Origin of the sequence: uncultured Clostridium sp., assembly GCF_934754915.1 — a bacterium.
Taxonomy (GTDB): domain Bacteria; phylum Bacillota; class Clostridia; order Clostridiales; family Clostridiaceae; genus Clostridium.
In genome coordinates this window covers 54,901-81,685 of sequence record NZ_CAKVKB010000001.1, presented here as the reverse complement: position 1 = coordinate 81,685, position 26,785 = coordinate 54,901, and the positions used below count along the sequence as shown (strand labels likewise).

The window sequence follows — 26,785 nt, the reverse complement described above, 5'->3', positions numbered from 1 at the left end:
TTTTTGTGTTAATTCCAATAATTTCAACATCATTGTTTTTATTTTAACCATTTTGTAATATACTAAATGTATTTACAGAAGAAGTTTTAGATATATACTGTAATTAATAATGTATAATTCTAATGTTATTCTGTATAAATGAAATAGAATCTTTATTTAAAAAAGTGAATTTGTTATTAAAATATATCAATATGATTGTAAAAATAAATTGTTAATGTTAAATAAGCGATTATAGTATTACATTATGATCTGATAGAAAATAGATTAATAAGAGGAATAAAATGAGAAACATAAAATTAATAATTGAATTTGATGGAAGTGAATTTTGTGGATGGCAGAAACAGCCTAACGGAAGAACTGTTCAGGCTGTAATTGAGGAAGCAATATTTAAAGCAACAGGAGAAAAAATTATTGTTAATGGAAGCTCTAGAACTGATTCAGGGGTTCATGCTAAGGCTATGGTGGCTAATTTTTTCACTAATAGTACTATCCCAGGAGAAAAATTCAGGGAAGCATTAAACATACGTTTACCAAAGGATGTTTCTATAATAAAATCTGAAGAGGTTCCAGAAGAATTTCATGCAAGATATTCATCAAAGGGAAAAACTTATTCATATACAATAATTCATAGATATGAGAGAGTTTCTTTTGGTCATCAATATGTTTATCACTGGAGACATGATCTAAATGTTGATGATATGAAGAAAGCTTGTAAATATTTTATAGGAACACATGATTTTAAGGCATTTATGTCTCCTGGAAGTTCTATAAAAACTACAGTACGTACTATAACAGATCTTCATATAGAACAAAAAGGAGAGAAAATAAAAGTATATGTAAGTGCTGATGGATTTTTATATAATATGGTACGAATAATAGTAGGAACATTAATTAAAGTTGGAAATAAGAAGTTGAAACCTGAAGATATAAGAGATATAATACTTGAAGGCAATAGAAAACGTGCAGGAATGGTGGTTCCACCTAATGGATTAGTCCTAGAAAAAGTTTTTTATTAAATGCCAAAAAATTGTTGACACGCCCGTAAGCGTGTATTATAATAATATATGTTTGTTAAATCATTTATGTATATAAGATCCACTAGCCCCGGGTCTTGACATAAACAATTTTACTTTAGATAAGTAAATATTAATGTAAGTTCAGGGAGGGAAACAGATGAAATCATACATTGCTAAAGCAAGTGAAATCGAAAGAAAATGGTATGTTGTTGATGCTGCTGGTAAGCCACTAGGTAGAGTTGCTAGCCAAGTTGCTTCAATTTTAAGAGGAAAAAATAAGCCAACTTTTACACCTAATGTTGACTGCGGAGACTTCGTTATAGTAATAAACGCAGAAAAGGTAGTTTTAACTGGTAAGAAGTTAGATCAAAAATTAATGAGAAAGCATAGTCTTTACCCAGGCGGATTAAAAGAAACTCCATATAGAGTAGTATTAGATAAGAAACCTGAATTCGCTTTTGAAGAAGCAGTAAGAAGAATGCTTCCAACAGGCGTATTAGGAAGACAAATGTTAAAGAAATTAAATGTATACAGAGGTGCTGAACATAATCATGCAGCTCAAAAACCAGAAGTACTTGAGTTAAGATACTAATATATACTCGGGAGGAGGAATAAAAATGGCAAAAGTTCAATACATGGGAACTGGAAGAAGAAAAAAATCAGTTGCAAGAGTAAGACTTGTACCAGGAAATGGTAAGGTTGTTGTAAATAAAAGAGAAATAGAAAACTTTTTTGGTTTAGAAACTTTAAGAGTTATTGTAAATCAACCATTAGTTTTAACTGGAACTAAAGATAAGTTTGATGTTTTAGTTAATGTTCACGGTGGTGGATTCACAGGTCAAGCTGGAGCTATCAGACATGGTATAGCTAGAGCATTAGTTAAATCTGATGAAGCTTTAAAATCAGATTTAAAGAAGGCTGGATTCTTAACTAGAGATCCAAGAATGAAGGAAAGAAAGAAATACGGTCTTAAAAAAGCAAGAAGAGCTCCTCAATTCTCAAAGAGATAGTTTTTGGAGTCAAAAAAATCCTACGAATGCAGTATTCGTGGGATTTTCTTTTATATAAAATTTTATGAAAACAAGTCTTTTTTTATCTATAAGTAACAAATTCTTATATTAATTCTATTGCTTTTCAATTTATGAATATTTTTATAAATTAAAGCATAATTTATTTCAGAAAAAAATTGAATATGAATTTAACTCATATTATGAATATTTAATATATGTTTCAATAAATAAAGCTACATAATAATTAAAGAAATTTTGAAAAGATTTCGACTTTCAGTGTCCATTGTTAATTGTAATATATTAGGAATAATTAATTTGAAAAGAAAAATATGTAAGGTGTATACTATACATAGGAGGTGTACATAGAATGAGTGATTTATTAGAGAAAATAAAAACAAGAAGAAGTATAAGAAAATATAAACCAGATATGGTTCCTAAAGAAATTATTGATAAGATTGTTACAGCAGGTACTTATGCGCCTACAGCTAGAAATAGACAGTCTCCTATAATTATTGCAGTAACCAATAAAGAACTTAGGGATAAACTTTCAAAACTGAATGCTGAAATTATGGGAACAGAAGGTGATCCATTTTATGGAGCTCCAGTTGTATTAATAGTACTAGTTAATAAAGCTATACCTAATCATATTTATGATGGAAGCCTTGTTATGGCCAATTTAATGTTGGCAGCTCATGATCTTGGAATTGGAAGCTGTTGGATACATAGAGCTAAGGAAGAATTTGAACGCCCAGAAGGGAAAGAGATTCTAAAATCCCTTAGAATTGAAGGAGAATATGAGGGGATTGGACATTGTATTTTAGGATATGCAGATGGAGATATTCCAAAAGCATCACCAAGAAAAGATAATTATGTTTATTATATTGAATAATGTATGTGGAGTTTTATTAACTCATATTTTTAATAACAATCGGATTATTCTATAAAAGGTTAAAAGGTATATATTCAGAAATGAATGTGTGCCTTTTGTCTTTATATTATGAAAATATATTAATATGGATAAGTTTAATTAGCTGAATATTTTAGTTCAATTTAACACATTATATTATATAAAGAATGTAAATTATAATATTTGATAATTAAAAGTAGTAAATAAAATTAAAAATATATAAAAAGTTTATAGCTTTAAGTATTTAACATCTGAAGTTCTTTATGTGTAGGAAATGATGAAAATTAGAAGAAGAAAAATCAAATTTTATCAAATACGTTAAAATAAAAGAAATATAATATTGAATAATACGGAAAAAATTCAATTAAAATACAGCTTATATTAAATGTATGTTAAAATTTGAAACAAAATATTAACAATAGGTTAAATTTACGATAAACTTAATTTGTAAAAAGCAAATAAATAAATTACCGAAGGAGAATAAGTTGTGGATACGATAAAGGTTATTATTCAATTAATGGGTGGATTAGGTCTATTTATTTATGGTATGAAATTAATGGGAGATGGATTAGAGAACGCTGCTGGGGAAGGACTTAAAAATATTCTTGAAAAAGTAACAAGTAATCGTTTAATGGGTGTAGGAATAGGAGCGATTGTAACAGCTGTTATTCAAAGTAGTAGTGCTACTACTGTTATGGTAGTTGGTTTTGTTAATGCTGGACTTATGACTCTGGCACAAGCAGCAGGAGTTATAATGGGAGCTAATATAGGTACAACTATTACAGCTCAACTTGTAGCATTTAAACTTGATCAGATTTCACCAATATTTGTTTTTGTTGGGGCAGCATTTGTCATGTTTGCTAAAGCTAAAAAGAGAAAAGAAATAGGTAACATAATTTTAGGATTTGGTATATTATTTACTGGCATGGGTTCTATGAGTGCTGCAATGGAACCATTAGCTGCATCTCCAATGTTTGCAGATGTATTACTTGCAATTGGAGATAATTGGTTTGTAGGTATTATATCTGGTACTGCTATTACAGCATTATTACAAAGTTCATCAGCAACAACTGGTATATTGATTGCATTAGCTTCAACTGGTTTGATAAACATTGATTTAGCATTACCAATAGTTTTTGGATGTAATATAGGTACATGTATAACAGCAATACTTGCTAGTATTGGAACTAACAAGACAGCTCATAAAGCAGCATTATTACATTTAATATTTAATATAGTTGGAACTATTGTTTTCTTGCCATTCATAGGTATTATAGCGAGAATAGTTCAATATATTAGTCCTGATAATGTGAGCAGACAGATTGCAAATGCGCATACGGTATTTAATGTAGCTAATACAGCATTATTATTACCATTTAGCAGTTATATAATAAAATTTATAAATAAGGTAATACCTTGTGAAGAAAAGCCTGAAAAAATCGGGCCTAAATATATTGATGATAGGGTTTTAGAAACTCCAGTCATAGCAGCTGGTCAAGTTATTAAGGAAACTATAAGAATGGCTAATAAAGCTAAAGAAAATTTAGAATTATCTATGAAAGCATTTGTTGAAGGTGATGAAGCACTAATTAAAAAAGTATACGAAAATGAAGAAATAATAAATATACTTGAATCTAGCATTACTGAATATTTAGTTAAATTATCAAAATGTGATTTATCAGATAGAGAAAAAGGAATAGTTGCTTCAACATTCCATGTAGTAATAGATATTGAAAGAATAGGTGATCATGCTGAAAATATAGCAGATTTGTCTATTGAAAAAATAAATAAAAAATTAAAGTATAGCCAGGATGCACTTAATGAGTTATATGAAATATATAATTTAACATTAAAGTCTTTAGAAATAGCTATAGATTCATATGTAAATAGAGATATAACAAAGGCTAAAAGTATTTTAGAAGTAGAAGATAAAATTGATGCATATCAAAAAGGTTATAGAGAAAAGCATATTCAAAGATTATATGATGGTAAATGTAATGCTTTTGCAGGAGCAATTTTCTTGGATTTAATAAGTGCGTTTGAGAGAATTGGTGATCATTCAACGAATATAACTGAAAGTGTATTAGAAAATTATACTGATTAAGATTAATAGAAAAGAGGATTTCTAAATTTTAGGAATCCTCTTTTCCTTATATATTATAATTGATAATAAAGGATGAGATCTTTTCAGGATTTCTTTGGTGTTTTTATATGTGTTAGATAAATTATAAATGTAAATTTATCTTGTAATATATAAAATTTTAAAATGTTATTTGTGAATAAATAGTGTTTTAGTGAAGACACTATTTAGAGAGTAATTATATAAAAAGGAGAAATTGAAATGGAATTGAAAAAGATTATATCCTTAATCTGTATTTTTTTTATTATTTTTAGTTTGCCAATAAAAGTTTTTGCAGAAGATGAAAAAATTCAGCATATTATTCTTATAGATGCAGGTCATGGAGGAATTGATGGCGGTGCAAAATCTAAAAATGGAACAATTGAAAAAGACATAAATCTCTCAATAGCTAATAAGTTGAAGAATAAGTTAAAGGATTCTGGATATATAGTATATATGACAAGAGATGAAGATATACAGCTTGATAAGAAGAAGGTGGAAGATTTAACTAAAAGGTGCAATATGAAAAAAGAAACTAAATGTGAAGCATTTATTTCAATACATCAGAATATGTTCCCTAAAGCAAGTTGTTTTGGAGCTCAAGTATGGTATGCATCTAATGATAAAAGTAGAGAATTAGCAGAAGGCATTCAGGAAACTATAAAAGAAAAAATCAATGATAATAATAAGAGGGTAGCAAAAGCAGCAAAAGAGCAATATAAAATATTAAGAGATGGATATGATGGAGCATGCGTTATAGTAGAGTGTGGTTTTCTATCAAATAAAGAAGAAGAAGAAAAATTAAAAACAGATGAACATCAAGATAATATAGCAGAAGGAATTAAATGTGGATTAGATAGATATTTTGAAGATAAATAAGTTCATATAAATGAAACTGTCACATAAAAAATCAGCTACTATAATAATATCTCTGATAATTAAGGTATTTGATATTGTATATCGCGAGATTTAATTTTTACGGACAGTTTCATTCTTTAGAAAATTTTTATTTATAGATAACTTTTTATATAAAAATGTTAATGAGCCTATTTAATATATAATTTTAAGACAGTCAACAGGAATGGGGCCTACATTTATACTATTTTTAGGTGGAGGGTTTGAAGAATAATTGATTTTGAATAATAAATATGCATTATATAATATTAAATATATAAGACAAAGTGTTAACATATATATTAGAAATGATATAAGCTTATCAAATTTTTTATTATTCATAAAGTTCCTCTTTAATCTGTATTGCTCATATTTAAGTATAGTATTTAAATTTAATAAATATGAAATCTAATTGAAAATAAAATTATAGGTACTTAGTTAAGAAGGGCTTCTTGAAAAAATACTCATTTAACAGTTGTAAATATAAAGAAAAAATTTTAAACTTAAATAGAGTAATAAGTAGAGGAGTTGTTATAATGCGTGAAGTAAATGTAGCTTTAATTACAGAAGCAGTTAAAAAACTTTCAATTGAAGCTAATTATTTTTTAGGGGCAGATATAAAGGAAGCATTAAAAAAATCAAGAGAAGAAGAAACTTATGAATTAGCAGGTCAGGTTCTTGATAAAATCATTTTAAACTCTGAGATTGCATGCAATGAAGAAATGCCAATGTGTCAAGATACAGGAATGGCTTGTGTATTTTTAGAGATAGGACAAGATGTTCATTTAATAGGGGGCAACTTAGAAGAAGCTATAAATGAAGGTGTCAGAAGAGGATATGAGGAAGGATTTTTGAGAAAATCTGTTGTTGAAGATCCTATTAGAAGAGTTAATACAAAAGACAACACTCCAGCAATAATATATTATGATATTGTAGATGGAGATAAAATAAAGATAACTTTAGCTCCAAAAGGATTCGGTTCTGAGAATATGAGTAGAATAGGAATGCTAAAACCATCTGATGGACTTGAAGGAGTTAAAAATTTCATAATTGAAACAGTAAAAGCAGCCGGTCCAAATCCATGCCCACCAATGGTTATAGGTGTTGGAATCGGGGGGACTTTTGATAAAGCAGCTTATCTGGCTAAAAAGGCATTGATAAGACCTGTAAATACAAGTAATGAAGATGAATTTTATAGAGACTTAGAAATAGAATTATTAGAAAAAATAAATAAACTTGGCATTGGTCCACAAGGATTTGGTGGAAAGACTACAGCATTAGGACTTAATATAGAAACATATCCTACACATATAGCAGGACTTCCAGTAGCAGTTAACATAAATTGTCATGCTACAAGACACAAAGAAGCAATAATATAGAAATTTGAATTTACATAGTATTTGGGGGAGAAAATATGGAAATAAAATTACAGACACCTCTTACTGCAGATAAATTAAAGGACTTAAAAGCAGGAGATAGTGTATTGATAAGTGGAGTTATATATTCTGCAAGAGATGCAGCACATAAAAGACTTATAGATTTATTAAATCAAGGTAAGGAGCTACCATTAAATATAAAAGATGAAACTATATATTATGTTGGACCATCACCTGCAAAACCAGGAAATGTTATAGGATCAGCAGGTCCTACTACAAGTTATAGAATGGATGCATATGCACCAACCTTATTAGATTTAGGGCTTAAAGGGATGATTGGAAAGGGAGCTAGAAATCAAGAAGTAATTGATGCAATAGTAAGAAATAAAGCTGTTTATTTTGGAGCTATTGGTGGAGCGGCAGCACTTATTGCAAAAAGCATAGTAAAATCAGAAATTATAGCATATGAAGATTTAGGAGCAGAAGCAATAAGAAGAATGGAAGTAAAAGATATGCCATTAGTTGTTATAATAGATTCAAAAGGGAATAATCTTTATGAATTAGGACAGAAAGATTATCTAAAATCAGTTAAATAATATTTATAATAATATAAAAGAGTTATTCACAAATATGAATTCAATTGTGAATAACTTTTGTTTTTATCTATAAAATTGTGGATAAAATTTTAAATATTCATAAAGCCTCTTCCTCTTACTTCAGATATATCTACAATTGTTATAAAGGAAGTTGGGTCTATATGGTGAACAGCATTTTTTAATTCAACCATTTGGCGAGCAGTAACAATGCAGTACAGCATTTTCTTTTTGTCGTGAGTATATTCACCTTCGGCAAATAAAGATGTAACACCTCTGTGTAAATCCTTTATAACATAATCAATAACAGCTTCTTCTTTATTAGTAAGAATAAGAAGGAGTTTTTTGCTGCTGAATCCCTTAAGCATTTTATCTAAAACAAGACTTTGGATAAAAAGGGAAATAAGAGTATATAATGCTTGAGGAAGACCGAATATAAATGCACCAATTATAATTATTATAAAATTTAAAGAAAATCCTAAACTCCCTATGTTAAAATTAGAATACCTTTTTCTTATAAGCATTGTTATTATATCAGTTCCACCAGTTGAACCATTTCTTGAAAATACAAGTCCATATCCAATTCCACACATTACACCACCATATATACAATAAAGAAGTATATCAAGTCCATCAATATTGATAAGAGATGCGATAGGTTTTGTTATCATAAGGGAAATTGATAAAGAAAGCATACCTATTGTAGTGTAGATTGTAAATGACCTGCTTAATTTTTTAAAACTTACTATAAGAAGAGGGATATTCATTAAAAATACTGTAATACCAGCAGGAATATTGGTGATGTATTCTATAAGTAATCCAACACCAGTAGCACCACCACTTAAAAGCTGTGCATGAGATAAAAAGACATTAACGCCTAAAGATGCGATAATACAGCCTAAAAACATTAATAATATATCAATGATATTAGTCTTGTATTTATTATATGTGTCCATGAAAATGCTCCTTTGAATTATATTTTATTTATTATAGTTAATATTCATTATTGAATTATAAATTGCTTGTTAACTATTGCAATATATATTAATACATTTTATAAGGTGAAATTCAATATCTAGAAAAAATCAAAAAACATATTAGAGAAAGACTATTAATAAGTTGGATAAAGTATAAAAAAATATGCAAAAAAGTATTGATCATATTAACATATTTTTAATGAAAAGTAATTAAAAATATGAAAAAATTTTTCTGTGAATTAGATTTATTAGTAATCATGATATATCGTATTAACATTTTTTTATGATAATATATTTTATAGAACTATTTATTTAAAAAATTTTAGTTTTATATTATTATTTATGTACTTATTTATAAGATAATATTTATATTAAAGAAAATATCCTATTTAAAAATTTATATTTACATGATAATGATGCATTTATTAGAAATATTTTAATTAAAATTATAGTGAATATATGTTAGATATGTTTTAAATATATAAGACAATATAATAATAAAGAAAATGTGTAAAAATTTTGCTATTACATTATAAATTATGAATGAAAATATACAATACAAATTAATTTATATTACAAAGAAGAAAAAGGAGAAATAATATGGGAAGGATATCACTACCTGGAAGTGAAAAACATAAGAAAATTATTTTGTTAATACTGGTGTTGATTTCAGTTGGGATACTAATTTATGAGTTTGTTAATAATCCTAAGAATAAGGATAATGAACAGAAAAATGAACACAAGATGGAATATATAACAGAAATATCTGATTCTCATAATAATGAGGAGGAGTTACTGAAAGTTAATGAAATATCAAAAAAAGATAATGAAACAATTTCAGAAAGAGAAAGAGAATTATACAATGAAGCATATAAAACATTTTTTTCAGGAGATTATTCAGAAGCAATCAATAAAGCAGATATATTAATAAATGAGTTTCATGATAGTTATATGGGATATAATATAAGAGGAATAGCAAAGGCATATAATGGGGATTTTCAAGGAGGTATGTCTGATATAGATATATCATTATCCATGAATAAAGATTATGGATATGGAAGATTTAATAAAGCACTTACGTATGAATTATATGGCCAATTTGATGAAGCTCTTGAATGGTACAACAAAGCACTTGAAATAGAGGATTATGTTTGGACTTATTATGGAATTGCTTCTATATATGGAAGAAGAGGAGATTCTATGAATACAGTAAAATATTTGAAGACAGCTATTGAAATGGATGAGGCTGTAAAAGAAGAGGCTAAAACAGAAGAGGATTTTGATCCAGTAAGGAATTCTAAAGAATTTCAAGAGATTATTGAATAAATTGTCTCATGACTTATTTTTGTAATAATTGTATTTTAATATATTATTTGAGGGAGCAGGAGGGAAAATAATGTTTAATGTATTAGTAGTTGATGATGAAAAAGAAATAAGAGATGCAATAGAGATATATTTAAGAGGTGAAAATTTAAATGTATTTAAGGCTGAAGATGGACTTCAGGCATTAGATATATTGGAACAGGAAAAAATACATTTAATAATTTTAGATGTTATGATGCCTAAGCTTGATGGAATAAGAACATGTTTGAAAATAAGAGAAACTCAGAATCTCCCTATAATAATGCTTTCAGCAAAGGGAGAAGATTCTGATAAAATTCTAGGATTAAATGTAGGTGCTGATGATTATATAACAAAACCATTTAATCATTTAGAATTGGTAGCAAGAGTAAAATCTCAGCTTAGAAGATATGAAAAACCTTTAAATGTAGAAGAAGGAAAGGATATTATTAAAGTTAAGGATTTGGTGATTGACACAGTTGCTAAAAAAATAACTGTAAGAGGAGAAGAAATTAAAGTTACTGCAACAGAATATAAAATTCTTCATCTGCTAGCATCAAATTTAGGAAAAGTATTTTCTATAAAGGAAATATATGAAAAAGTGTGGGAAGAAATATTTTATAAGAGTGAAAATACAGTAACAGTTCATATTCGAAGAATAAGGGAAAAAATTGAGATAAATACTAAAGAGCCTGAATATATTAAGGTGGTGTGGGGTATTGGTTACAAGATTGAAAAGGAAGATTAAAGCATATATAGGAAGCATTTATTTTGTTGATATAGTTGTAATTATGGTAATAACACTAATGCTGTTTTCAACATTAGGAGATTATGCTCAGGCAAATAGAATACAACATCAGTTAGCCGTACAGGAGATAAAAGAAAATACTAAAGAATTAATTTTTCTTGCAGTTATAAACTTAATATTTATAACTAAAATAATTTTGGTAATTAAAAAAAATCCTAAATCGCCAAAAATAAAATCGGATATTATAAATAATGTTGTTTTTGTACTAAAAAATGGATTTAAATATAAGGAAACACGAAGTACTTTAATTGTTTCTATAGCCCTTGGTTTAATAGTTTTAATAACATATTTATACTTCTTGGCTACTGGAGGATATGAAAATAATATGTTTGTAAGATTTTTTCAAACATATCCGTTTAAAGGAAGTATATTCATTATTGTGATTTTATTCCTTACAATTATTTATGGTGTCAAGAAAACTTTAGATATAAGCGTTGTAAATGAAGCATTGAGAAAAGTAAATGAAGGAAATCTTCAAGATGATATTATACTTGATGGTTCACCTGCAATACGAGAACTTGCACATAATATTAATTTAATAAAAGCTGGGTATAAGGAAATACTAGAAGAGGGAGTTAATAATGAAAAATTGAAAACAGAATTAATATCAAATGTTTCACATGACTTAAAGACTCCGTTAACATCTATAATAAATTATGTAAATATAATAAAGAGTAAAGATATAACAGAAGAAGAACGTGCTGATTATATAGAAATACTTGAGAGAAAATCTCTTAAATTAAAATCCCTTATAGAAGATTTATTTGAAATGTCTAAGATAAATAGTGGAAAATTAAAAATTAATAAAGAACTTATAGACATACTTGCACTTATTCATCAGGGAGTTGGAGAATATAGTACTCTTTATGAAGAGAAAAATTTACAATTTAAAGTAACTTCTGATGAAGACGCAATATATATGGAACTTGATGGAAAGATGATGTCTAGAGCGATAGAAAATCTGATAATAAATTCAATTAAATATTCATTGGATAATACACGGGTATATATAGATGTAAAAAAGAGTAATGGTTTTGTGACAATCTCAATGAAAAATATTGCCAATTATGAAATGAATTTTAATGAAAATGAGATGTTTGAAAGATTTGCAAGAGGAGATAAATCTAGAAATTCTAAGATAGAAGGATCTGGTTTAGGGCTTGCTATAACAAAAAGCATAATTGAACTTCATGGAGGGATAATACAAATAAAAAGAGAAGGAGATATGTTTAAAATTTATATAAATCTTCCACTTTAAGAATAACAAATATTAATAAATAAAAATTATCAATAAAGTAGTTAATCAATAGAAAATAAAAGATTAACTACTTTATTTTATATATAATTTATAAATTTGAAGTTTTACAATTAATATATCAGCAACTATAATATACGATATATTGTATAAAAAGAATGATACGATTAGATCTATATACAACATATAGTGGAGGTAAAATGATATGTCAGCTTTGAAAGAATTATGTATAGATGCTATTTCAGGTATAAAAAATGAAGGGGGAATTTATTCAGTGGATAAATTGTTAAATGCAATGAGTCTGATAAAAAGAGAAGGAATGACTGAAAAAGAGATGAGAAAGTCTTTAATTCAAGTTTCCTTGGAATTAACTACAGATATGGAACCTGACTGGCAGTTTGTAGCTGCAAAAGCATATACATATGAACTTTATGATGAAATCACAAAGAATAGAAAACTAAAAAATAGTGAAGATTTATATGAAAATTATTATGAATTTATATCTCATTTAACTGAAAAAGGGCTTTATGGGAAATACATATTGGAAAACTATTCAAGAGAAGAAATAGATGAATTAGAAAAAGAAATAAAACCAGAGAGGGATTTCCTTTTTAATTATAGTGGAATAAATCTTATTGCAAAAAGGTATTTGGTTCAAGATTATAATAGAAATCCGATTGAACTTCCACAGCAGATGTTTATGGGAATAGCCATGCATCTTGCAATTCCAGAAGAAAAATCTAAAAGAGTATATTGGGCAAAGAGATTTTATGATGTGCTAAGTTCTTTAAAAGCAACAATGGCAACTCCTACTATGTCTAATGCGAGAAAACCATTTTATCAATTAAGTTCATGTTTTATAGATACAGTGGACGATAGTCTTGAAGGAATTTATAAATCATTAGATAATTTTGCGCAAGTATCAAAATTTGGTGGAGGAATGGGAATATATATTGGAAAAGTAAGAGCTTTAGGTTCAGCTATAAGAGGTTTTAAAGGAGCTTCAGGAGGGATAATTCCATGGGTTAAGTTGTTTAATGATACAGCTGTTGCAGTTGATCAGCTTGGAGTAAGAAATGGTTCTGTTGCAATATGGCTTGATGCATGGCATAAGGATATGCCTGAATTTTTACAAATAAGAACCAATAATGGAGATGATAGAAAAAAAGCACATGATGTTTTTCCTGGTCTATGTTATCCAGATTTATTTTGGAAGCTTGCAGAAAATAATATAGATGCTGATTGGTACATGATGTGTCCTCATGAAATTAAAACTGTAAAAGGATATTCACTTGAGGATTTTTATGGGAGTGAGTGGGAAGAAAAATACTATGAATGTGTTAATGATGATAGGATTGATAAGAGAATAATGTCTGTTAAAGATATTGTAAGACTGATAATTAAAAGTGCAGCTGAAACAGGAACGCCTTTTGCATTTTATAGAGATACAGTAAATAGAATGAATCCTAATAAACATAATGGAATGATTTATTCATCTAATTTATGTACTGAAATAATGCAAAATATGAGTCCTATGAAAATAAACAAGGCAGAAATTATTGATGAAAATGGTGAATATACAGTAAATCAGAAGATAAATCCTGGGGATTTTGTAGTATGTAATCTTTCTTCAATAGTATTAGGGAATGTAGATGTATGCAGTGAAAAAGAGATGGAGTATGTTGTTGAAACTCAGATAAGGGCAATGGATAATGTAATTGATTTGAACTATTATTCTGTACCTTTTGCAGAAATAACTAATAAAAAATACAGAGCTATAGGTTTGGGAACAAGTGGATATCATCATATGCTTGCTAATAATAGAATCCATTGGACAGAGGAAAGACACAAAGAATTTGCAGATGAAGTATATGAAAGAATAAATTATTATGCTGTAAAAGCAAGTATGAAAATAGCAAAGGAAAAAGGTGCATATGGGTTATTTAAGGGATCAGATTGGGAAAATGGCAGATATTTTGAATTAAGAGATTATAAAGATGAAAAATGGTGCAAATTAAGGGAAGAAGTAAAAGAAAATGGAATGAGAAATGGCTATCTTTTTGCAGTAGCACCAAATGGATCAACAGCAACAATTGCAGGAACCTCAGAAGGTGTAGATCCAGTTATGGCAAGATTTTATCTTGAAGAGAAAAAAGGAAGTATAATTCCTAAAACTGCTCCAAATCTAAGTGATGATAATTACTGGTATTACAATTCTGCATATAACATAGATCAAAAATGGTCTGTTCAGATGAATGGAATACGTCAAAGACATATTGATCAGGGGCAGTCATTCAATTTATATATAACTACAAACTATACAATGAGGCAGATAATGAATTTATACATTGAAGCTTGTAAATGTGGAGTTAAGTCTATATATTATGTAAGATCAAAATCTTTAGAAGTTACTGAGTGTGAAAGCTGTTCAGCATAAAACTAATTATTTATAAACTATTAAACAAATGCCTGTTGTTTACTTGCAGGCATTGAATTTAATCAATAGGAGTTAAGAATATGAGCATAAATAAAAAACCTCTTTTTAATGAATTTGGAGATAGAGAAATAAGCAAAAAAAGGCTTATAAATGGAAATACTACTAATTTAAATGATTTTAATAATATGAAATACACATGGGTTTCTGACTGGTATAGACAAGGGATGAATAATTTCTGGATTCCAGAAGAAATAAATTTATCTCAGGATTTAAAGGATTATCAAAATTTATTAGACGAAGAAAGAACAGCTTATGATAAAATATTATCATTCTTAATTTTTTTAGATTCAATACAGACTGCGAATTTAAGTAATATAAATAATTATATTACTGCTAGTGAAGTTAATTTGTGTTTAACAATTCAAAGTTTTCAAGAAGCTGTACATTCTCAAAGTTATAGTTATATGCTAGATAGTATATGTTCTCCAGAGAAAAGGAATGAAATACTTTATCAATGGAAAGATGATGAAATATTACTGAACAGAAATAAATTTATAGGAGACCTATATAATGAATTTATTAATAACCCTACAGAACATAATCTTTTGAAAACTCTTATGGCTAACTATATTTTAGAAGGAATTTATTTTTATTCTGGATTCATGTTTTTCTACAATTTAGAGAGAAATGGAAAGATGCCAGGATCAGCTCAGGAAATAAGATATATAAACAGAGATGAAAATACTCATTTATGGCTGTTTAGAAATATAATTAAGGAACTTCAAAATGAAAATCCTGAATTATTTACAGATGAAATTAAAGATGAATTAAGAAAAATGATGCAAACTGGAGTTGAGCAGGAAATACTCTGGGGACATTATGTTATAGGAGATAAAATTCAAGGAATAAATAAAAAACTGATAGAAGATTATATTAAATATTTAGGAAACAAGAGATTGAAAGAAATTAATTTAGAACCTTTATTTGAAGGTTATGATGAAAATCCAGCTTCATGGGTAGATAGACAATCTAATGCAAATTCTGTTAAGACTGACTTTTTTGAAGCAAAATCAACAGCTTATGCAAAGGCAGCAGCTTTGATAGATGATTTATAATAATCAAAGAGATGTTGTAAAGGTTTCATAATTTATTGTGAATTGTCAATTGTAAATTGTTATTTGGGATATATATCTAAAAAAATTGTGAGTTTTTACGAAGAAATTATATAAATTAAGTTAAATTCTTATAAAATTATGGTATAATGGTAATGGTTTAAACTCAGACACTCACAAAAATATGATGAGGTAAATAAAATTTTAAATAAAATTAACTATCGAGGAGGAATTCCATATTATGAAAAAAGGTATTGCTGCTTCTAAAGGATATGCAATAGGTAAAGTATTCTTACAAGAACATGAAGAAATCGTTATAACAGATGCTAAAATTACAGATGTAGCTGCAGAAAAAGAAAAAATGCAGAAAGCATTAGATGATTCTAAGGCTCAATTAGAAGTAATTAAGGCAAAAGCTGCAGAAGAAATGGGAGCAGAAAAAGCTGCAGTATTTGAAGCTCACATAACATTATTAGATGATCCAGAATTTACTGGAGCAATGATGAATGAAATAGAAATGAATAGCGTAAATGGTCTTAAGGCTATTGAAAGCGTTACAAATACATTTGTTGCTATATTCGATGCTATGGATGATGAATATATGAAAGAAAGAGCTGCAGATATCAAGGATGTATCTAAAAGAATTTTATCAAACTTTGCAGGAAAAGGCGGAGATGATTTCGCAATTACTGAAAATAACACAGTTGTAGTTGCTCATGATTTAACTCCATCTGATACAGCAGGGTTAGATAGAAGCAAGGTTGTAGGTTTTATAACTGATATAGGAGGAAGAACTTCTCATGCAGCTATCATGGCTAGAACATTAGAAATTCCAGCTGTTCTTGGATTAGGAGACATAACTGAATGTGTTAAAACTGGAGATACTGTAATAGTTGATGGTATAACTGGAGATGTTATAATAAATCCTTCAGAAGAAGTATTAGCTGAATATAAGGCTAAAAAAGAAAAATTCCAAGCAGAACAAGAAGAATTAAAGAAATTAATAAATGTTAAAACAACTACTAAATCAGGTAGAAGAATAGAAGTATGCGGAAACATCGGTAAACCAGAAGATGTTAACGGTGTTATAGCAAATGGTGGAGACGGTGTAGGATTATTCAGAACTGAATTCTTATATATGGATAGAGAAAGTGCTCCAACTGAAGAAGAACAATTTGAAAGTTACAAATATGTTCTTGAAAAAATGGAAGGTAAGCAAGTTGTAATAAGAACTTTAGATATCGGAGGAGATAAAACTCTTCCATATTTACCATTACCAAAAGAAATGAATCCATTCTTAGGATATAGAGCAATCAGACTTTGCTTAGACAGAAAAGAAATATTCAAAGTTCAATTAAGAGCATTATTAAGAGCTTCTGTATACGGAAAACTTTGCGTAATGTTCCCAATGATTTCAGGACTTGAAGAATTCTTACAAGCAAAGGAAGTTGTTGATGAATGTAAGGCAGAATTAAAGGCAGAAGGAAAAGAATATTCAGAAACTATTCAATGGGGTATCATGGTTGAAATCCCAGCAGCAGCAGTTTATGCTGATGAATTAGCTAAGCATGTTGATTTCTTCTCAATTGGAACAAACGACTTAATCCAATATACTTTAGCTGCTGATAGAATGAGTGAAAAAGTATCATATCTTTATAACCCAATGCATCCATCTGTATTAAGATTAATAAAGATGACTATAGATGGAGCTCATAAGCATGGCAAATGGGTTGGAATGTGTGGAGAAATGGCAGGAGATGAAGCTGCTATTCCAACATTAGTTGAATATGGTTTAGATGAATTCTCAATGAGTGCTACATCAATCTTAAATGCTAAGAAGATAATGTTAGAACAAGAATAATATTTTACATGACAATTAGAAACATAATTTATATTGTGTTAAAAATGGCTATCCTTAAATTAGGGTAGCCATTTTATAATGGATGAAAATAGGATATAATAATATTATGTGATTTATTTGAAATAATAAGGGGATTATTTATGGATAACATATGGACAAGGTTATACAATAAAGCTATGGATTTCTATAGCAGTGGAAGTATTAATAAAGCATTAGAAATTTGTGAAAAGATACTTGGTGAGGATTTAGGTGCTTCCGAAATATTAAATTTAAAGGGGCTTATTTTATATCAAAAGGGGTTATTAAAAGAAGCTAGAACTGTATGGAAGTTAAATTATGATATTAATAAAGATAATATGGCAAGAAAATATATTGAAGATTGTGAAAGTGATGAAGAAAGATTAAAGATTTATAAAGATGCCGAATATAATTTGAGAAATATGAATATAGATAAAGCACTTATGCTTTTTAATGAATGTGCAAAGAGTGATTTCAATTCAATTAAAGTTAATACTGGGATAGCTATGTGTTATCAACGTAAAGGAGATAATTATAGAGCAAAGGAATATGTAGATAGGGCTTTAATGACAGATAATGAAGCTGTAACAGCTAATAAAGTAAAAAATGAATTAATTAAATTGGGAATATATTCAGATACGCATAATCTATCTAAAAGATTATTGTCAGTAATTACTGTTTTGTTTATCATTAGTTCGTTGTGTTTAGCTGGATATTTTATATATAAAAAGGTAATATTGAATAATACATCTGAAAAGAATGACTATACTGTTTTAAATGAAGAAAAAAATAATAGTGAAAATGATACTGAGAATTTAGAAAAAGATTCAAATGAATCAGAAGAAACAAATAGTTCAGAGAATAGTGATTCAAAAGAAAATAGTGAAGATAATGAGAAAAAAGTTATTGAATTTAATAAAGATGAAGTAACAAAGTCATTACAAGATAAAGATGTAGACAAGTTATATGATGAAATAACAGGAGTAGATAAGAATAGTCTTTCACAGGACGATTTAGATTTATACAATAAAGCTGTTAAAACATTGGAGACAGATGGGGTTTCTAAATTTTATGAATTTGGAGTATGGTATTTCAACAATCAAAATTATAATTCTGCACAAAAATATCTAGAAAAAGCATATAAATATTGTGATGAAAGCTATTTAAAGGAACATATTCTTTTTTATAGAGGAAGTACAGCTTCACAGCTTGATGATAATGCACAGGCATTAACATTATATAAGGAATACTATAATTTATATCCAAAAGGATCATATATAGAAGGAGTTTTATATGAATTAGCACTTTTGACAACTCCTACAAACAAGGATATGGGAAAACAATATGCAAAGGAATTGGTTGATAAATATCCAAATTCAATGTATATAAATGATCGTATAAATCAACTATTAAATTAATATATATATTCAAATTAACAATGTACAATGAACAATTGACAATGAAGGATGAAAGCTTTTTAAGATTTCTTTAATTATTATGTAGTTTTATTATTGAAACATATATAAGAAACTGTCGCATAAAAATTAAATCATACCATATATAGTATCAAGCAACTTGATTAATATGCTGTATATAGTAGCTAATTTTTCAATGCGACAGTTCCTTTTGTTATATTAATTAAAAATGAGGATAAGCTAAGTATAACTTTAAATTTTAATATATGGAGGAAAGTAAATTAAATGATATATTTGATAAAAGGATGCAGGGTATATGCTCCAGATTATATAGGAATTAAAGATGTATTAATTGCAGGAAGTAAAATAGAAGGAATTTATGAAAATATTAATGTTCAAGATATGCCAATAAATATAAAAGTAGTTGATGGGAAAGGAAAATTAATGTTTCCAGGTTTTATAGATTCTCATGTTCATATAAATGGAGGTGGTGGTGAGGGTGGATATCATACTAGAACACCTGAAATACAATTATCAAGTTTGATAGAAAATGGAATAACATCTGTTGTAGGATGTATTGGAACTGACGGAATATGCAGAAATATGAGATCTTTGATTGCAAAAGTAAAGGCTTTAAAAGAAGAAGGAATAAGTGCGTATGCATATACAGGATCTTATGAGGTGCCCGTAAAAACAACAACTGATTCTATTAAAGGTGATCTTATGCTTATTGATGAGATAATAGGTGTAGGAGAGATAGCATTATCAGATCATAGAAGTTCACAGCCAAGCTTTGATGATTTTGTAAATTTGGTAGCTCAAAGTAGAGTTGGTGGATTGTTATCTGGTAAATCTGGAATTGTTAATGTTCATTTAGGAGAAGGAATGAAAAAACTTAAGTATCTATTTCGCTTGATAGAAGAAACAGAAATACCTCCAGAACAGTTACTTCCAACGCATATAAATAGGAACAGTAAATTATTTGAAAATGGTCTCGAATATGTTAAAAAGGGTGGCTATATTGATTTAACAACAAGTTGTGATTTAGAACATATGGAAAATGGTGAACTTAGAGCTTCAGAGGGGTTAAAGAGATTTTTAGATGCAGGATTAAACAGCAGTCATATAACTTTTTCTTCTGATGGTAATGGAAGTATGCCTAGGTTTGATAAAAATGGAAAGCTTTCAGGGTTAGGAATATGTTCGGTTTCATCATTATATAGGGAAGTAAAAAATGCTGTTATTGAATATAAAGTTCCAATAGAAACAGCAGTTGCAGTAGTTACATCTAATGTAGCGGACTTGTTAAAATTAAATAATAAAGGAAGAATTGAAACAGAAAAGGATGCTGATATTATAATTGTAGATGAAAAAAATATGGATATAGAATATGTTTTTTCAAAAGGAATTATAGTTGTTGAAAAAGGAAAGGCAGTTATAAAAGGAACATTTGAGTAGAAAAATACTGAATAAAGTTATGTATAACTAGTGTGAAGATAATTAAAGAAATCTGAATCATGTATCAATAATTAAAAACTAAAAAGCTTAGTTTATTATTTATTGATAACAGATTCAGATAATGAAAAAAACTTAATAATTAGTTTTTAATTTTAAAGAAAGTATGATGACCTATTGTAGTTTTATTAAATTTAGGAGTTTGTTTCATCCAATTACATGTTGCAGTACTTGGATTATAGAAAAATAAAGCTTGATTAGTAGGATCATGACCTTTAATTGCATCATAAACAGCATTATAACAATCTTGATTTGCATTAGCATTTATTTGACCATTTCTAACACATGAAAATGCATTTTTTTGAAATATTACATCTTTTATTGTATTAGGAAAGCTAGGATCAAGAGTACGATTCAATACTACTGATGCAACTGCAACTTTTCCATCATATGGTTCACCAATACTTTCTGCCGAGACCAGTTTTGCCATTAATTCTATATCTTCTCCTGTTATATATAATTGTTGATTATCATGTTTAAAAACTTCTAAAACGTTATCTGTTTCTTGAATGTTTTCTAATGTGCATTGTATATTTTCAATTAAAAAATTTTCTACAAGATTGACATTTAAATTTTTATTAAGAGTCTCACTTAAAGTGTCAGCATAAACTGGTCTAATATTAATAGCAGAAATATATAGTATTAAAGCAATTACAAAAATACTACATGTCTTTTTCATAAAAAACCTCCTTTAGTATAGTGCGACAAATAATATTATTACCAGAGAAAGTAATTATATACATGAATTGATTTATTGCTATTTCAAACGAGTTTTGTATCCGTAATAAAAAATTAGGATAAAAATAATTAAAAAGTAATAAAATAGTGTATTGGCTTATATGTAATAGAATAATATTTGTTGTATAATTTTAATGAAGATGAGAAGAGGGGTGAAAAAATGCAGGAATTATTAAATATAGTTGGTAAAGGCTTTTCACATATGTCTTTGTGGTCTATTTTAGATATATTAGTAGTATCATATATATTTTATAAAGGATATATGCTTATAAGAGAAACAAGAGCAGAACAGTTATTAAAGGGAATATTGCTAATAGGAGTTCTAATACCAATAAGTTATCTTTTGAAATTAGATATGCTTTATTTTATACTTAATAAAACATTGACAATAGGAGTTTTATCAGTAGTGATAATTTTTCAGCCTGAGATTAGAAGGGCCCTTGAACATTTGGGAAGATCTGCGTTTGATGATATGCACGGTATTCAAAATGAAGAAGTCTTAGAGAAAATAATGAGTGAGATTACATATGCAGTAGATAATTTATCAAAAAGTAAAACAGGTGCACTTATCGTAATAGAGCAAAGTACAGGATTAAATGAAATAATATCGACAGGAACATTATTAGATGCAAATATAACCTCAAATCTTCTTGAAAATATATTTGTAGTTAATACACCACTTCATGATGGTGCTACTATAATAAGAAATGACAGAATAGCAGCATCAGGATGCTTTTTGCCATTAACAACTAACAATACTATAAATAAAAAACTTGGAACAAGGCATAGAGCAGGTATTGGATTATCAGAAGTCTCAGATGCATTAATAATAATTGTATCTGAGGAGACAGGAACAATATCATTGGCTATGAATGGGAAAATAACAAGGGATTATGAAAGAGACAGATTAAAAACTGTTTTAATAAAAATAATCGAAAACAGATCTAAGAGTAAAAAAAGAGTTAAGACAGTTAGGGAGAAGGTGAATTTATGGATAAAGTCAAAAATAAAAATAAAACCTTAATACCTAAAATAATATGTTTGTTACTTTCAACCTGTTTATGGATATATATATCTACTGTTGAGAATCCTGTAAGAACATATGAAGTTAAAAGTATTCCTGTGGAACTTGTTAATTTAGAAAATCTTGAATCTTCTAATCTTGCGATTTCAGGAGATCAGAATTATACAGTTGATTTAAAACTTGAAGGACCATCAACAGAAGTTATAAGAGTAAAACCAGAAGATTTTAAAGTGGTAGCGGATATGTCAACATATGCATTGAAGTCAGGAGAGAATACAATACCAGTTCAAGTTATAAGCTATCCGGAAAATATAAATATTAAAAACAATGGATTTTTAGGGATAAAAGTAAATTTAGAAGAAATAATCAGTAAGGAAGTCAATATACAATCAAGAGTAAAACTCAATTATAAGAGCAATGTATATGAATCGAGTAAAAAGATAATCCCTAATACAGTTACAATTAAAGGTGCAAAAAGTAAAGTTGAAAAAGTTGATTCAGCTGTAATTGACGGAGAAGAAAATGAAATATCAAAGGATTTTGAAAATAATTATAATATAAAATTTATAGATTCATTAGGGAATGAAATTACAGGAATAAAATCAGACATTACTACAGCTAAACTGTCAGTTCAGATTTCAAATAGTAAGAATGTTCCTATAAATTTAAAAACATCAGGAAATCTTAAGCCTGGACTTATACTAGAAGGACAAAAATTGGATTCTGAATATGTTAACATAACAGGAAATAATGATGTTTTAAAAAACATACAGTCTATTGATACAGAAATGATAGATATATCAAGTTTAAGTCAATCAACTGAATTAAATGTAAAATTGGTTTTACCAGAAGGAATTACTACTGTTAATGGACAGAATTCTGTAAAGGTAAATATAGTATTGAAAAATGAAGAAAATGTAACTAAAACTCTAAGTGTACCAGTTCAATACAATAATTTAAAAGAGGAATTTAACATGGAATCCTCAACAGAAAAGATTAATGTTACTGTTTCTGGAACTCAGACAGAGCTTGATAAGATAAACGAAAATTCATTACAAGCAGTTTTGGATTTATCTACAATTACACAAGAAGGAACATATTCTTATAAAGCAGACGTATCATTTAAAACACCGACTACAGCAGTTATAAGCGTTTCTGACAATGTGGAAGTTGTTATTAAAAAGAAAACTGAACAATAATCAGAAGGGAGATATTGCATTAATGACAATGCTAATATATAGTATCTAATTTTAAAAATTCAGATAGTGAATATTAGAAAGTCAATTTAATGTTATAGCTCCCTGTTTATTTTGTGATTGAATTATTGCAGAGATATAAGTTCTAATAAAAATATTAAAGCAACACTTTTCTAAACAGCAATTAAAGAAATTTGACAGCTTATTGTTATTTGAATAGAGGGTATATGCAAGGCATGAACGATTTATGATATAATTATGTAACTTATTTTGTATAAATTGAAAGGAAAACGGTGATTATAAGATGGCCATAAGAATAAATAATATAAACTTAGGTTTAGATGATGGTGAAGAACTTTTAGGTAAAAAGATTTGTAAAAAGTTAAGAATCTCAGAAGCTGAAATAGATAAAATAATTATTGTAAAGAAAAGTATAGATGCCAGAAAGAAAAATGATATTAAGTTTACATATTGTGTGGATGTATTATGTAATAAAGAAAAAAAGATTGTTTCAAGGATTCATGATAAAGATGTTAAAATTGAAAATATAAAAGAAAGAGAAGAAATTCCTAAAGGTGAATTAGAATTGAATTCAAGGCCGGTTGTTGTTGGATTTGGACCAGCAGGAATTTTTGCAGCGTTAACTTTAGCAAGAGAAGGTTATAAACCAATTGTGTATGAACGTGGGGAAGATGTTGATAAAAGAACAGAAACTGTGGATAAGTTTTGGAAGACTGGGAAATTGAACCTTGAATCAAATGTTCAATTTGGTGAGGGAGGAGCAGGTGCTTTTTCTGATGGAAAGTTAACTACAAGAATAAAAGATTTTAGATGTGCATTTGTTCTTGATGAGTTAATAAAAGGTGGTGCCCCTAAAGAGATAAAATATGAAACTAAGGCACATGTGGGAACAGACCTTTTAAAAGGTGTTGTGAAAAATATTAGAGAAGAAATCAAAAGGCTTGGAGGAGAAGTAAATTTTTCATCTAAAGTAGAAAAAATAGAATATGAAAATGGTAAACTAAAGAGCATAATTGTTAATGGAGAAAAGAAATCATGTGAAGCTCTTGTTTTAGCTATAGGACATAGTTCAAGAGATACATATGAAATGCTTAATGAACAGGGAATTTCCATGGAGGCAAAAGCATTTGCCATTGGTGTGAGAATTGAGCATCCTCAAGAAATTATAAATTTAAGTCAATATGGAGAAAATTATAAACATCCTAAATTGCATGCAGCAGATTATAGACTTACATATCAAAGTGAAAAATTAAAAAGAGGTGTTTATTCATTCTGTATGTGTCCTGGAGGAGTAGTGGTTGCAGCGGCATCTGAAGAAGGAAGACTTGTATCTAATGGAATGAGTTATCATGCAAGAAATCTGGCTAATGCAAATTCAGCATTAGTAGTTACTGTTAATCCTGAAGATTTTGATGGTGATTCACCGCTTAGAGGAATGGAATTTCAAAGACATTATGAAAGTCTTGCATTTAAATTAGGAGGAGGAGATTATAAGGCACCAGTACAGCTTGTTGGTGATTTTATGAAGGATAGAGTATCAACTAAACTTGGGAGAGTTACTCCAAGTTATACAGCTGGATATGTGTTTAAAGAACTAAAAGAATGTCTTCCATCTTATGTAATAGAGGCACTTAAAGAGGCGATTCAAAATTTTGATAAAAAAATAAAAGGTTATGGAGATGATGATGCAGTTCTTACTGGAATTGAAACAAGAACATCAGCTCCAGTGAGGATACATAGAAATGCTACATTAGAAAGTGTAAATGTTGAAGGATTATACCCTACAGGTGAAGGTGCAGGATTTGCAGGAGGGATAATTTCGGCAGCAGTTGATGGAATAAAAGTAGCTGAACACATAATAAATAAATATAAAACTCTTGAAAAATAATTGTAAAATTTATTGGGAATGTTGTATTGAGATTAACGATTTAATTCTTGTACAGCAGTCCCATTTTTTATAGAATTAGACAGAAAAGTTGCATGAAATTGAAAATTTTAAATTAAGAAAGCAAAAAAGATTAAAATAAGGATTTAATGTAATAAAATAACATTATTAATATAGATAATTTTATAAAAAATAAATAAATATTGAAATAAATTTTCAGAAAATTTAGCAACTTGAGTTATTTTTTGGTACAATAGTGTTATAAAGAAATTAATGTCATATAATTGATTGACACAATTTTAACAAACATAAGCAATTAATTAAATGGAGAGGTGCAAAATAATGAGTAAAAATTTTGATGACTTATTTTCAAGATTAAAAGAAATTGAAACAAAAAAGGTTGCTGTTGCAGTAGCTCAAGATGAACCTGTTTTAGAAGCAGTAAAAGAAGCTAATGCAAAAGGTATAGCTAATGCAGTATTAGTTGGAGATAAGGAAAAGATTCAAGAAATAGCAAATAAAATAGACATGGATTTAAGCAAATTTGAAATCATGGATGTTAAAGATCCTAAGAAGGCAACTTTAGAAGCAGTTAAACTTGTATCAAGCGGAAATGCTGATATGTTAATGAAAGGTTTAATAGATACAGCTACATTCTTAAGAAGTGTATTAAATAAAGAAGTAGGTCTTAGAACTGGTAAGGTAATGTCTCACGTATCAGTATTTGAAATAGAAGGATGGGATAGATTATTCTTTATTACTGACGTTGCATTTAACACATATCCAGAATTAAAAGATAAAGTTACAATAATAAACAATGCAGTTTCAGTTGCGCATGCATGTGGTATTGAAACTCCAAAAGTTGGTGTTGTATGTCCAGTTGAAGTTGTAAATCCTAACATGCCTTCTACTGTAGATGCAGCATTACTTGCTAAAATGAGTGATAGAAGACAATTCAAGGGATGTGTTGTTGATGGACCATTTGCTTTAGATAATGCAATATCTTTAGAAGCTGCAAAACATAAGGGTGTTAAAGGTGAAGTTGCAGGTCAGGCTGATATCTTAATGATGCCAAATATTGAAACAGGAAATGTAATGTACAAAACATTAACTTATTTTGCACCAGTTAAAAATGGATGTCTTTTAGTAGGAACATCAGCACCAGCAATTCTTACTTCAAGAGCAGATACATTTGAAACAAAAGTTAATTCAATTGCTTTAGCAGCATTAGTTGCAGCAAAAAACAAATAGTAAATATAATCATTGA

The 26,785-nt window shown here is 28.3% G+C and carries 22 protein-coding genes; 20 read left to right on the top strand and 2 right to left on the bottom strand.

Annotation, left to right across the window (positions count from 1 at the left end; translation table 11 throughout):
- Window positions 1–281: 281 nt before the first annotated feature.
- The 8 genes from truA to Q0F58_RS00300 all read left to right on the top strand — a co-directional run bounded on the left by truA (window position 282) and on the right by Q0F58_RS00300 (window position 7,918).
- The gene (gene truA / locus Q0F58_RS00335; RefSeq protein WP_294370940.1) at window positions 282–1,016 is read left to right on the top strand and encodes a tRNA pseudouridine(38-40) synthase TruA; all 735 of its coding nucleotides are present in this window, start codon (window positions 282–284) and stop codon (window positions 1,014–1,016) included.
- A 157-nt stretch (window positions 1,017–1,173) separates the two neighbouring features.
- A complete protein-coding gene (gene rplM / locus Q0F58_RS00330; RefSeq protein ID WP_002582640.1) occupies window positions 1,174–1,608 on the top strand; it encodes a 50S ribosomal protein L13 in 435 nt (144 codons plus the stop codon).
- A gap of 25 nt (window positions 1,609–1,633) precedes the next feature.
- Window positions 1,634–2,026 (top strand): 30S ribosomal protein S9, encoded by a 393-nt coding sequence (rpsI, locus tag Q0F58_RS00325; protein WP_294370937.1) that lies wholly within the window; start codon window positions 1,634–1,636, stop codon window positions 2,024–2,026.
- A 367-nt stretch (window positions 2,027–2,393) separates the two neighbouring features.
- Window positions 2,394–2,915, top strand: a complete 522-nt coding sequence (locus Q0F58_RS00320) for a nitroreductase (RefSeq protein ID WP_294370935.1) — start codon at window positions 2,394–2,396, stop codon at window positions 2,913–2,915.
- A gap of 505 nt (window positions 2,916–3,420) precedes the next feature.
- Complete coding sequence (locus Q0F58_RS00315; protein ID WP_294370933.1) at window positions 3,421–5,037, top strand: Na/Pi cotransporter family protein; 1,617 nt, start codon at window positions 3,421–3,423, stop codon at window positions 5,035–5,037.
- A 237-nt stretch (window positions 5,038–5,274) separates the two neighbouring features.
- Window positions 5,275–5,931 (top strand): N-acetylmuramoyl-L-alanine amidase, encoded by a 657-nt coding sequence (locus Q0F58_RS00310; protein WP_294370931.1) that lies wholly within the window; start codon window positions 5,275–5,277, stop codon window positions 5,929–5,931.
- Between the two features lie 551 nt (window positions 5,932–6,482).
- On the top strand, window positions 6,483–7,325 hold the full coding sequence (locus tag Q0F58_RS00305) for a fumarate hydratase (protein WP_294370928.1): 843 nt from the start codon (window positions 6,483–6,485) through the stop codon (window positions 7,323–7,325).
- A 35-nt stretch (window positions 7,326–7,360) separates the two neighbouring features.
- Entirely contained in the window at window positions 7,361–7,918 is a 558-nt protein-coding gene (locus Q0F58_RS00300; RefSeq protein WP_294370925.1) for a Fe-S-containing hydro-lyase, read from the top strand.
- Window positions 7,919–8,007: 89 nt separating this feature from the next.
- On the opposite strand, the gene Q0F58_RS00295 is transcribed toward Q0F58_RS00300, so the two are convergent.
- The gene (locus tag Q0F58_RS00295) at window positions 8,008–8,871 is read right to left on the bottom strand and encodes a YitT family protein (protein WP_294370923.1); all 864 of its coding nucleotides are present in this window, start codon (window positions 8,869–8,871) and stop codon (window positions 8,008–8,010) included.
- A 621-nt stretch (window positions 8,872–9,492) separates the two neighbouring features.
- On the opposite strand from Q0F58_RS00295, the gene Q0F58_RS00290 reads away from it, so the two are divergent.
- The 8 genes from Q0F58_RS00290 (at window position 9,493) to iadA (ending at window position 20,597) form a co-directional block, all read left to right on the top strand.
- Window positions 9,493–10,218 carry a tetratricopeptide repeat protein gene (locus Q0F58_RS00290; RefSeq protein WP_294370922.1) on the top strand — a complete coding sequence of 242 codons (726 nt, stop codon included), beginning with the start codon at window positions 9,493–9,495 and terminating at the stop codon, window positions 10,216–10,218.
- A gap of 70 nt (window positions 10,219–10,288) precedes the next feature.
- Complete coding sequence (locus Q0F58_RS00285) at window positions 10,289–10,981, top strand: response regulator transcription factor (RefSeq protein WP_294370920.1); 693 nt, start codon at window positions 10,289–10,291, stop codon at window positions 10,979–10,981.
- On the top strand, window positions 10,953–12,299 hold the full coding sequence (locus tag Q0F58_RS00280; protein WP_294370918.1) for a sensor histidine kinase KdpD: 1,347 nt from the start codon (window positions 10,953–10,955) through the stop codon (window positions 12,297–12,299). Before Q0F58_RS00285 ends, Q0F58_RS00280 begins: the two co-directional genes overlap by 29 nt.
- Window positions 12,300–12,501: 202 nt before the next feature.
- Window positions 12,502–14,733, top strand: a complete 2,232-nt coding sequence (locus Q0F58_RS00275) for a ribonucleoside-diphosphate reductase subunit alpha (RefSeq protein WP_294370916.1) — start codon at window positions 12,502–12,504, stop codon at window positions 14,731–14,733.
- A gap of 80 nt (window positions 14,734–14,813) precedes the next feature.
- Entirely contained in the window at window positions 14,814–15,848 is a 1,035-nt protein-coding gene (locus tag Q0F58_RS00270; protein WP_294370914.1) for a ribonucleotide-diphosphate reductase subunit beta, read from the top strand.
- 238 nt (window positions 15,849–16,086) lie between these two features.
- Complete coding sequence (gene ptsP, locus Q0F58_RS00265) at window positions 16,087–17,706, top strand: phosphoenolpyruvate--protein phosphotransferase (protein WP_294370912.1); 1,620 nt, start codon at window positions 16,087–16,089, stop codon at window positions 17,704–17,706.
- A 140-nt stretch (window positions 17,707–17,846) separates the two neighbouring features.
- Window positions 17,847–19,142 (top strand): tetratricopeptide repeat protein, encoded by a 1,296-nt coding sequence (locus Q0F58_RS00260; RefSeq protein WP_294370911.1) that lies wholly within the window; start codon window positions 17,847–17,849, stop codon window positions 19,140–19,142.
- A 282-nt stretch (window positions 19,143–19,424) separates the two neighbouring features.
- Entirely contained in the window at window positions 19,425–20,597 is a 1,173-nt protein-coding gene (gene iadA, locus Q0F58_RS00255) for a beta-aspartyl-peptidase (RefSeq protein WP_294370909.1), read from the top strand.
- A gap of 139 nt (window positions 20,598–20,736) precedes the next feature.
- Here the strand turns inward: iadA and Q0F58_RS00250 are convergent, their stop codons facing one another.
- On the bottom strand, window positions 20,737–21,333 hold the full coding sequence (locus Q0F58_RS00250; RefSeq protein WP_294370907.1) for a cell wall hydrolase: 597 nt from the start codon (window positions 21,331–21,333) through the stop codon (window positions 20,737–20,739).
- Window positions 21,334–21,552: 219 nt separating this feature from the next.
- Here Q0F58_RS00250 and cdaA point away from each other — a divergent pair, with 219 nt between their 5' ends.
- The 4 genes from cdaA (at window position 21,553) to ptb (ending at window position 26,769) form a co-directional block, all read left to right on the top strand.
- Window positions 21,553–22,416 (top strand): diadenylate cyclase CdaA, encoded by an 864-nt coding sequence (gene cdaA, locus Q0F58_RS00245; protein ID WP_294370905.1) that lies wholly within the window; start codon window positions 21,553–21,555, stop codon window positions 22,414–22,416.
- Window positions 22,383–23,615: a YbbR-like domain-containing protein gene (locus Q0F58_RS00240; RefSeq protein ID WP_294370903.1), complete on the top strand. Its 1,233-nt coding sequence runs from the start codon at window positions 22,383–22,385 to the stop codon at window positions 23,613–23,615. The genes cdaA and Q0F58_RS00240 overlap by 34 nt, the downstream gene beginning before the upstream one ends.
- Window positions 23,616–23,916: 301 nt before the next feature.
- Window positions 23,917–25,521, top strand: a complete 1,605-nt coding sequence (locus tag Q0F58_RS00235) for an NAD(P)/FAD-dependent oxidoreductase (RefSeq protein ID WP_294370901.1) — start codon at window positions 23,917–23,919, stop codon at window positions 25,519–25,521.
- A gap of 339 nt (window positions 25,522–25,860) precedes the next feature.
- Window positions 25,861–26,769, top strand: a complete 909-nt coding sequence (ptb, locus tag Q0F58_RS00230) for a phosphate butyryltransferase (protein WP_294370899.1) — start codon at window positions 25,861–25,863, stop codon at window positions 26,767–26,769.
- The last annotated feature ends 16 nt before the right edge of the window (window positions 26,770–26,785 follow it).

Bases quoted from the DNA above. Each gene is read 5' to 3' on its own strand.
- Q0F58_RS00275 (WP_294370916.1), top strand. From the start codon at position 12,502: ATGTCAGCTTTGAAAGAATTATGTATAGATGCTATTTCAGGTATAAAA.
- Q0F58_RS00250 (WP_294370907.1), bottom strand. From the start codon at position 21,333: ATGAAAAAGACATGTAGTATTTTTGTAATTGCTTTAATACTATATATT.
- ptb (WP_294370899.1), top strand. From the start codon at position 25,861: ATGAGTAAAAATTTTGATGACTTATTTTCAAGATTAAAAGAAATTGAA.
- Q0F58_RS00295 (WP_294370923.1), bottom strand. From the start codon at position 8,871: ATGGACACATATAATAAATACAAGACTAATATCATTGATATATTATTA.
- Q0F58_RS00235 (WP_294370901.1), top strand. From the start codon at position 23,917: ATGGCCATAAGAATAAATAATATAAACTTAGGTTTAGATGATGGTGAA.
- Q0F58_RS00240 (WP_294370903.1), top strand. From the start codon at position 22,383: ATGGATAAAGTCAAAAATAAAAATAAAACCTTAATACCTAAAATAATA.
- rpsI (WP_294370937.1), top strand. From the start codon at position 1,634: ATGGCAAAAGTTCAATACATGGGAACTGGAAGAAGAAAAAAATCAGTT.
- Q0F58_RS00260 (WP_294370911.1), top strand. From the start codon at position 17,847: ATGGATAACATATGGACAAGGTTATACAATAAAGCTATGGATTTCTAT.
- Q0F58_RS00305 (WP_294370928.1), top strand. From the start codon at position 6,483: ATGCGTGAAGTAAATGTAGCTTTAATTACAGAAGCAGTTAAAAAACTT.
- iadA (WP_294370909.1), top strand. From the start codon at position 19,425: ATGATATATTTGATAAAAGGATGCAGGGTATATGCTCCAGATTATATA.
- cdaA (WP_294370905.1), top strand. From the start codon at position 21,553: ATGCAGGAATTATTAAATATAGTTGGTAAAGGCTTTTCACATATGTCT.
- Q0F58_RS00310 (WP_294370931.1), top strand. From the start codon at position 5,275: ATGGAATTGAAAAAGATTATATCCTTAATCTGTATTTTTTTTATTATT.
- Q0F58_RS00290 (WP_294370922.1), top strand. From the start codon at position 9,493: ATGGGAAGGATATCACTACCTGGAAGTGAAAAACATAAGAAAATTATT.
- rplM (WP_002582640.1), top strand. From the start codon at position 1,174: ATGAAATCATACATTGCTAAAGCAAGTGAAATCGAAAGAAAATGGTAT.
- truA (WP_294370940.1), top strand. From the start codon at position 282: ATGAGAAACATAAAATTAATAATTGAATTTGATGGAAGTGAATTTTGT.
- Q0F58_RS00285 (WP_294370920.1), top strand. From the start codon at position 10,289: ATGTTTAATGTATTAGTAGTTGATGATGAAAAAGAAATAAGAGATGCA.
- Q0F58_RS00300 (WP_294370925.1), top strand. From the start codon at position 7,361: ATGGAAATAAAATTACAGACACCTCTTACTGCAGATAAATTAAAGGAC.
- ptsP (WP_294370912.1), top strand. From the start codon at position 16,087: ATGAAAAAAGGTATTGCTGCTTCTAAAGGATATGCAATAGGTAAAGTA.
- Q0F58_RS00320 (WP_294370935.1), top strand. From the start codon at position 2,394: ATGAGTGATTTATTAGAGAAAATAAAAACAAGAAGAAGTATAAGAAAA.
- Q0F58_RS00270 (WP_294370914.1), top strand. From the start codon at position 14,814: ATGAGCATAAATAAAAAACCTCTTTTTAATGAATTTGGAGATAGAGAA.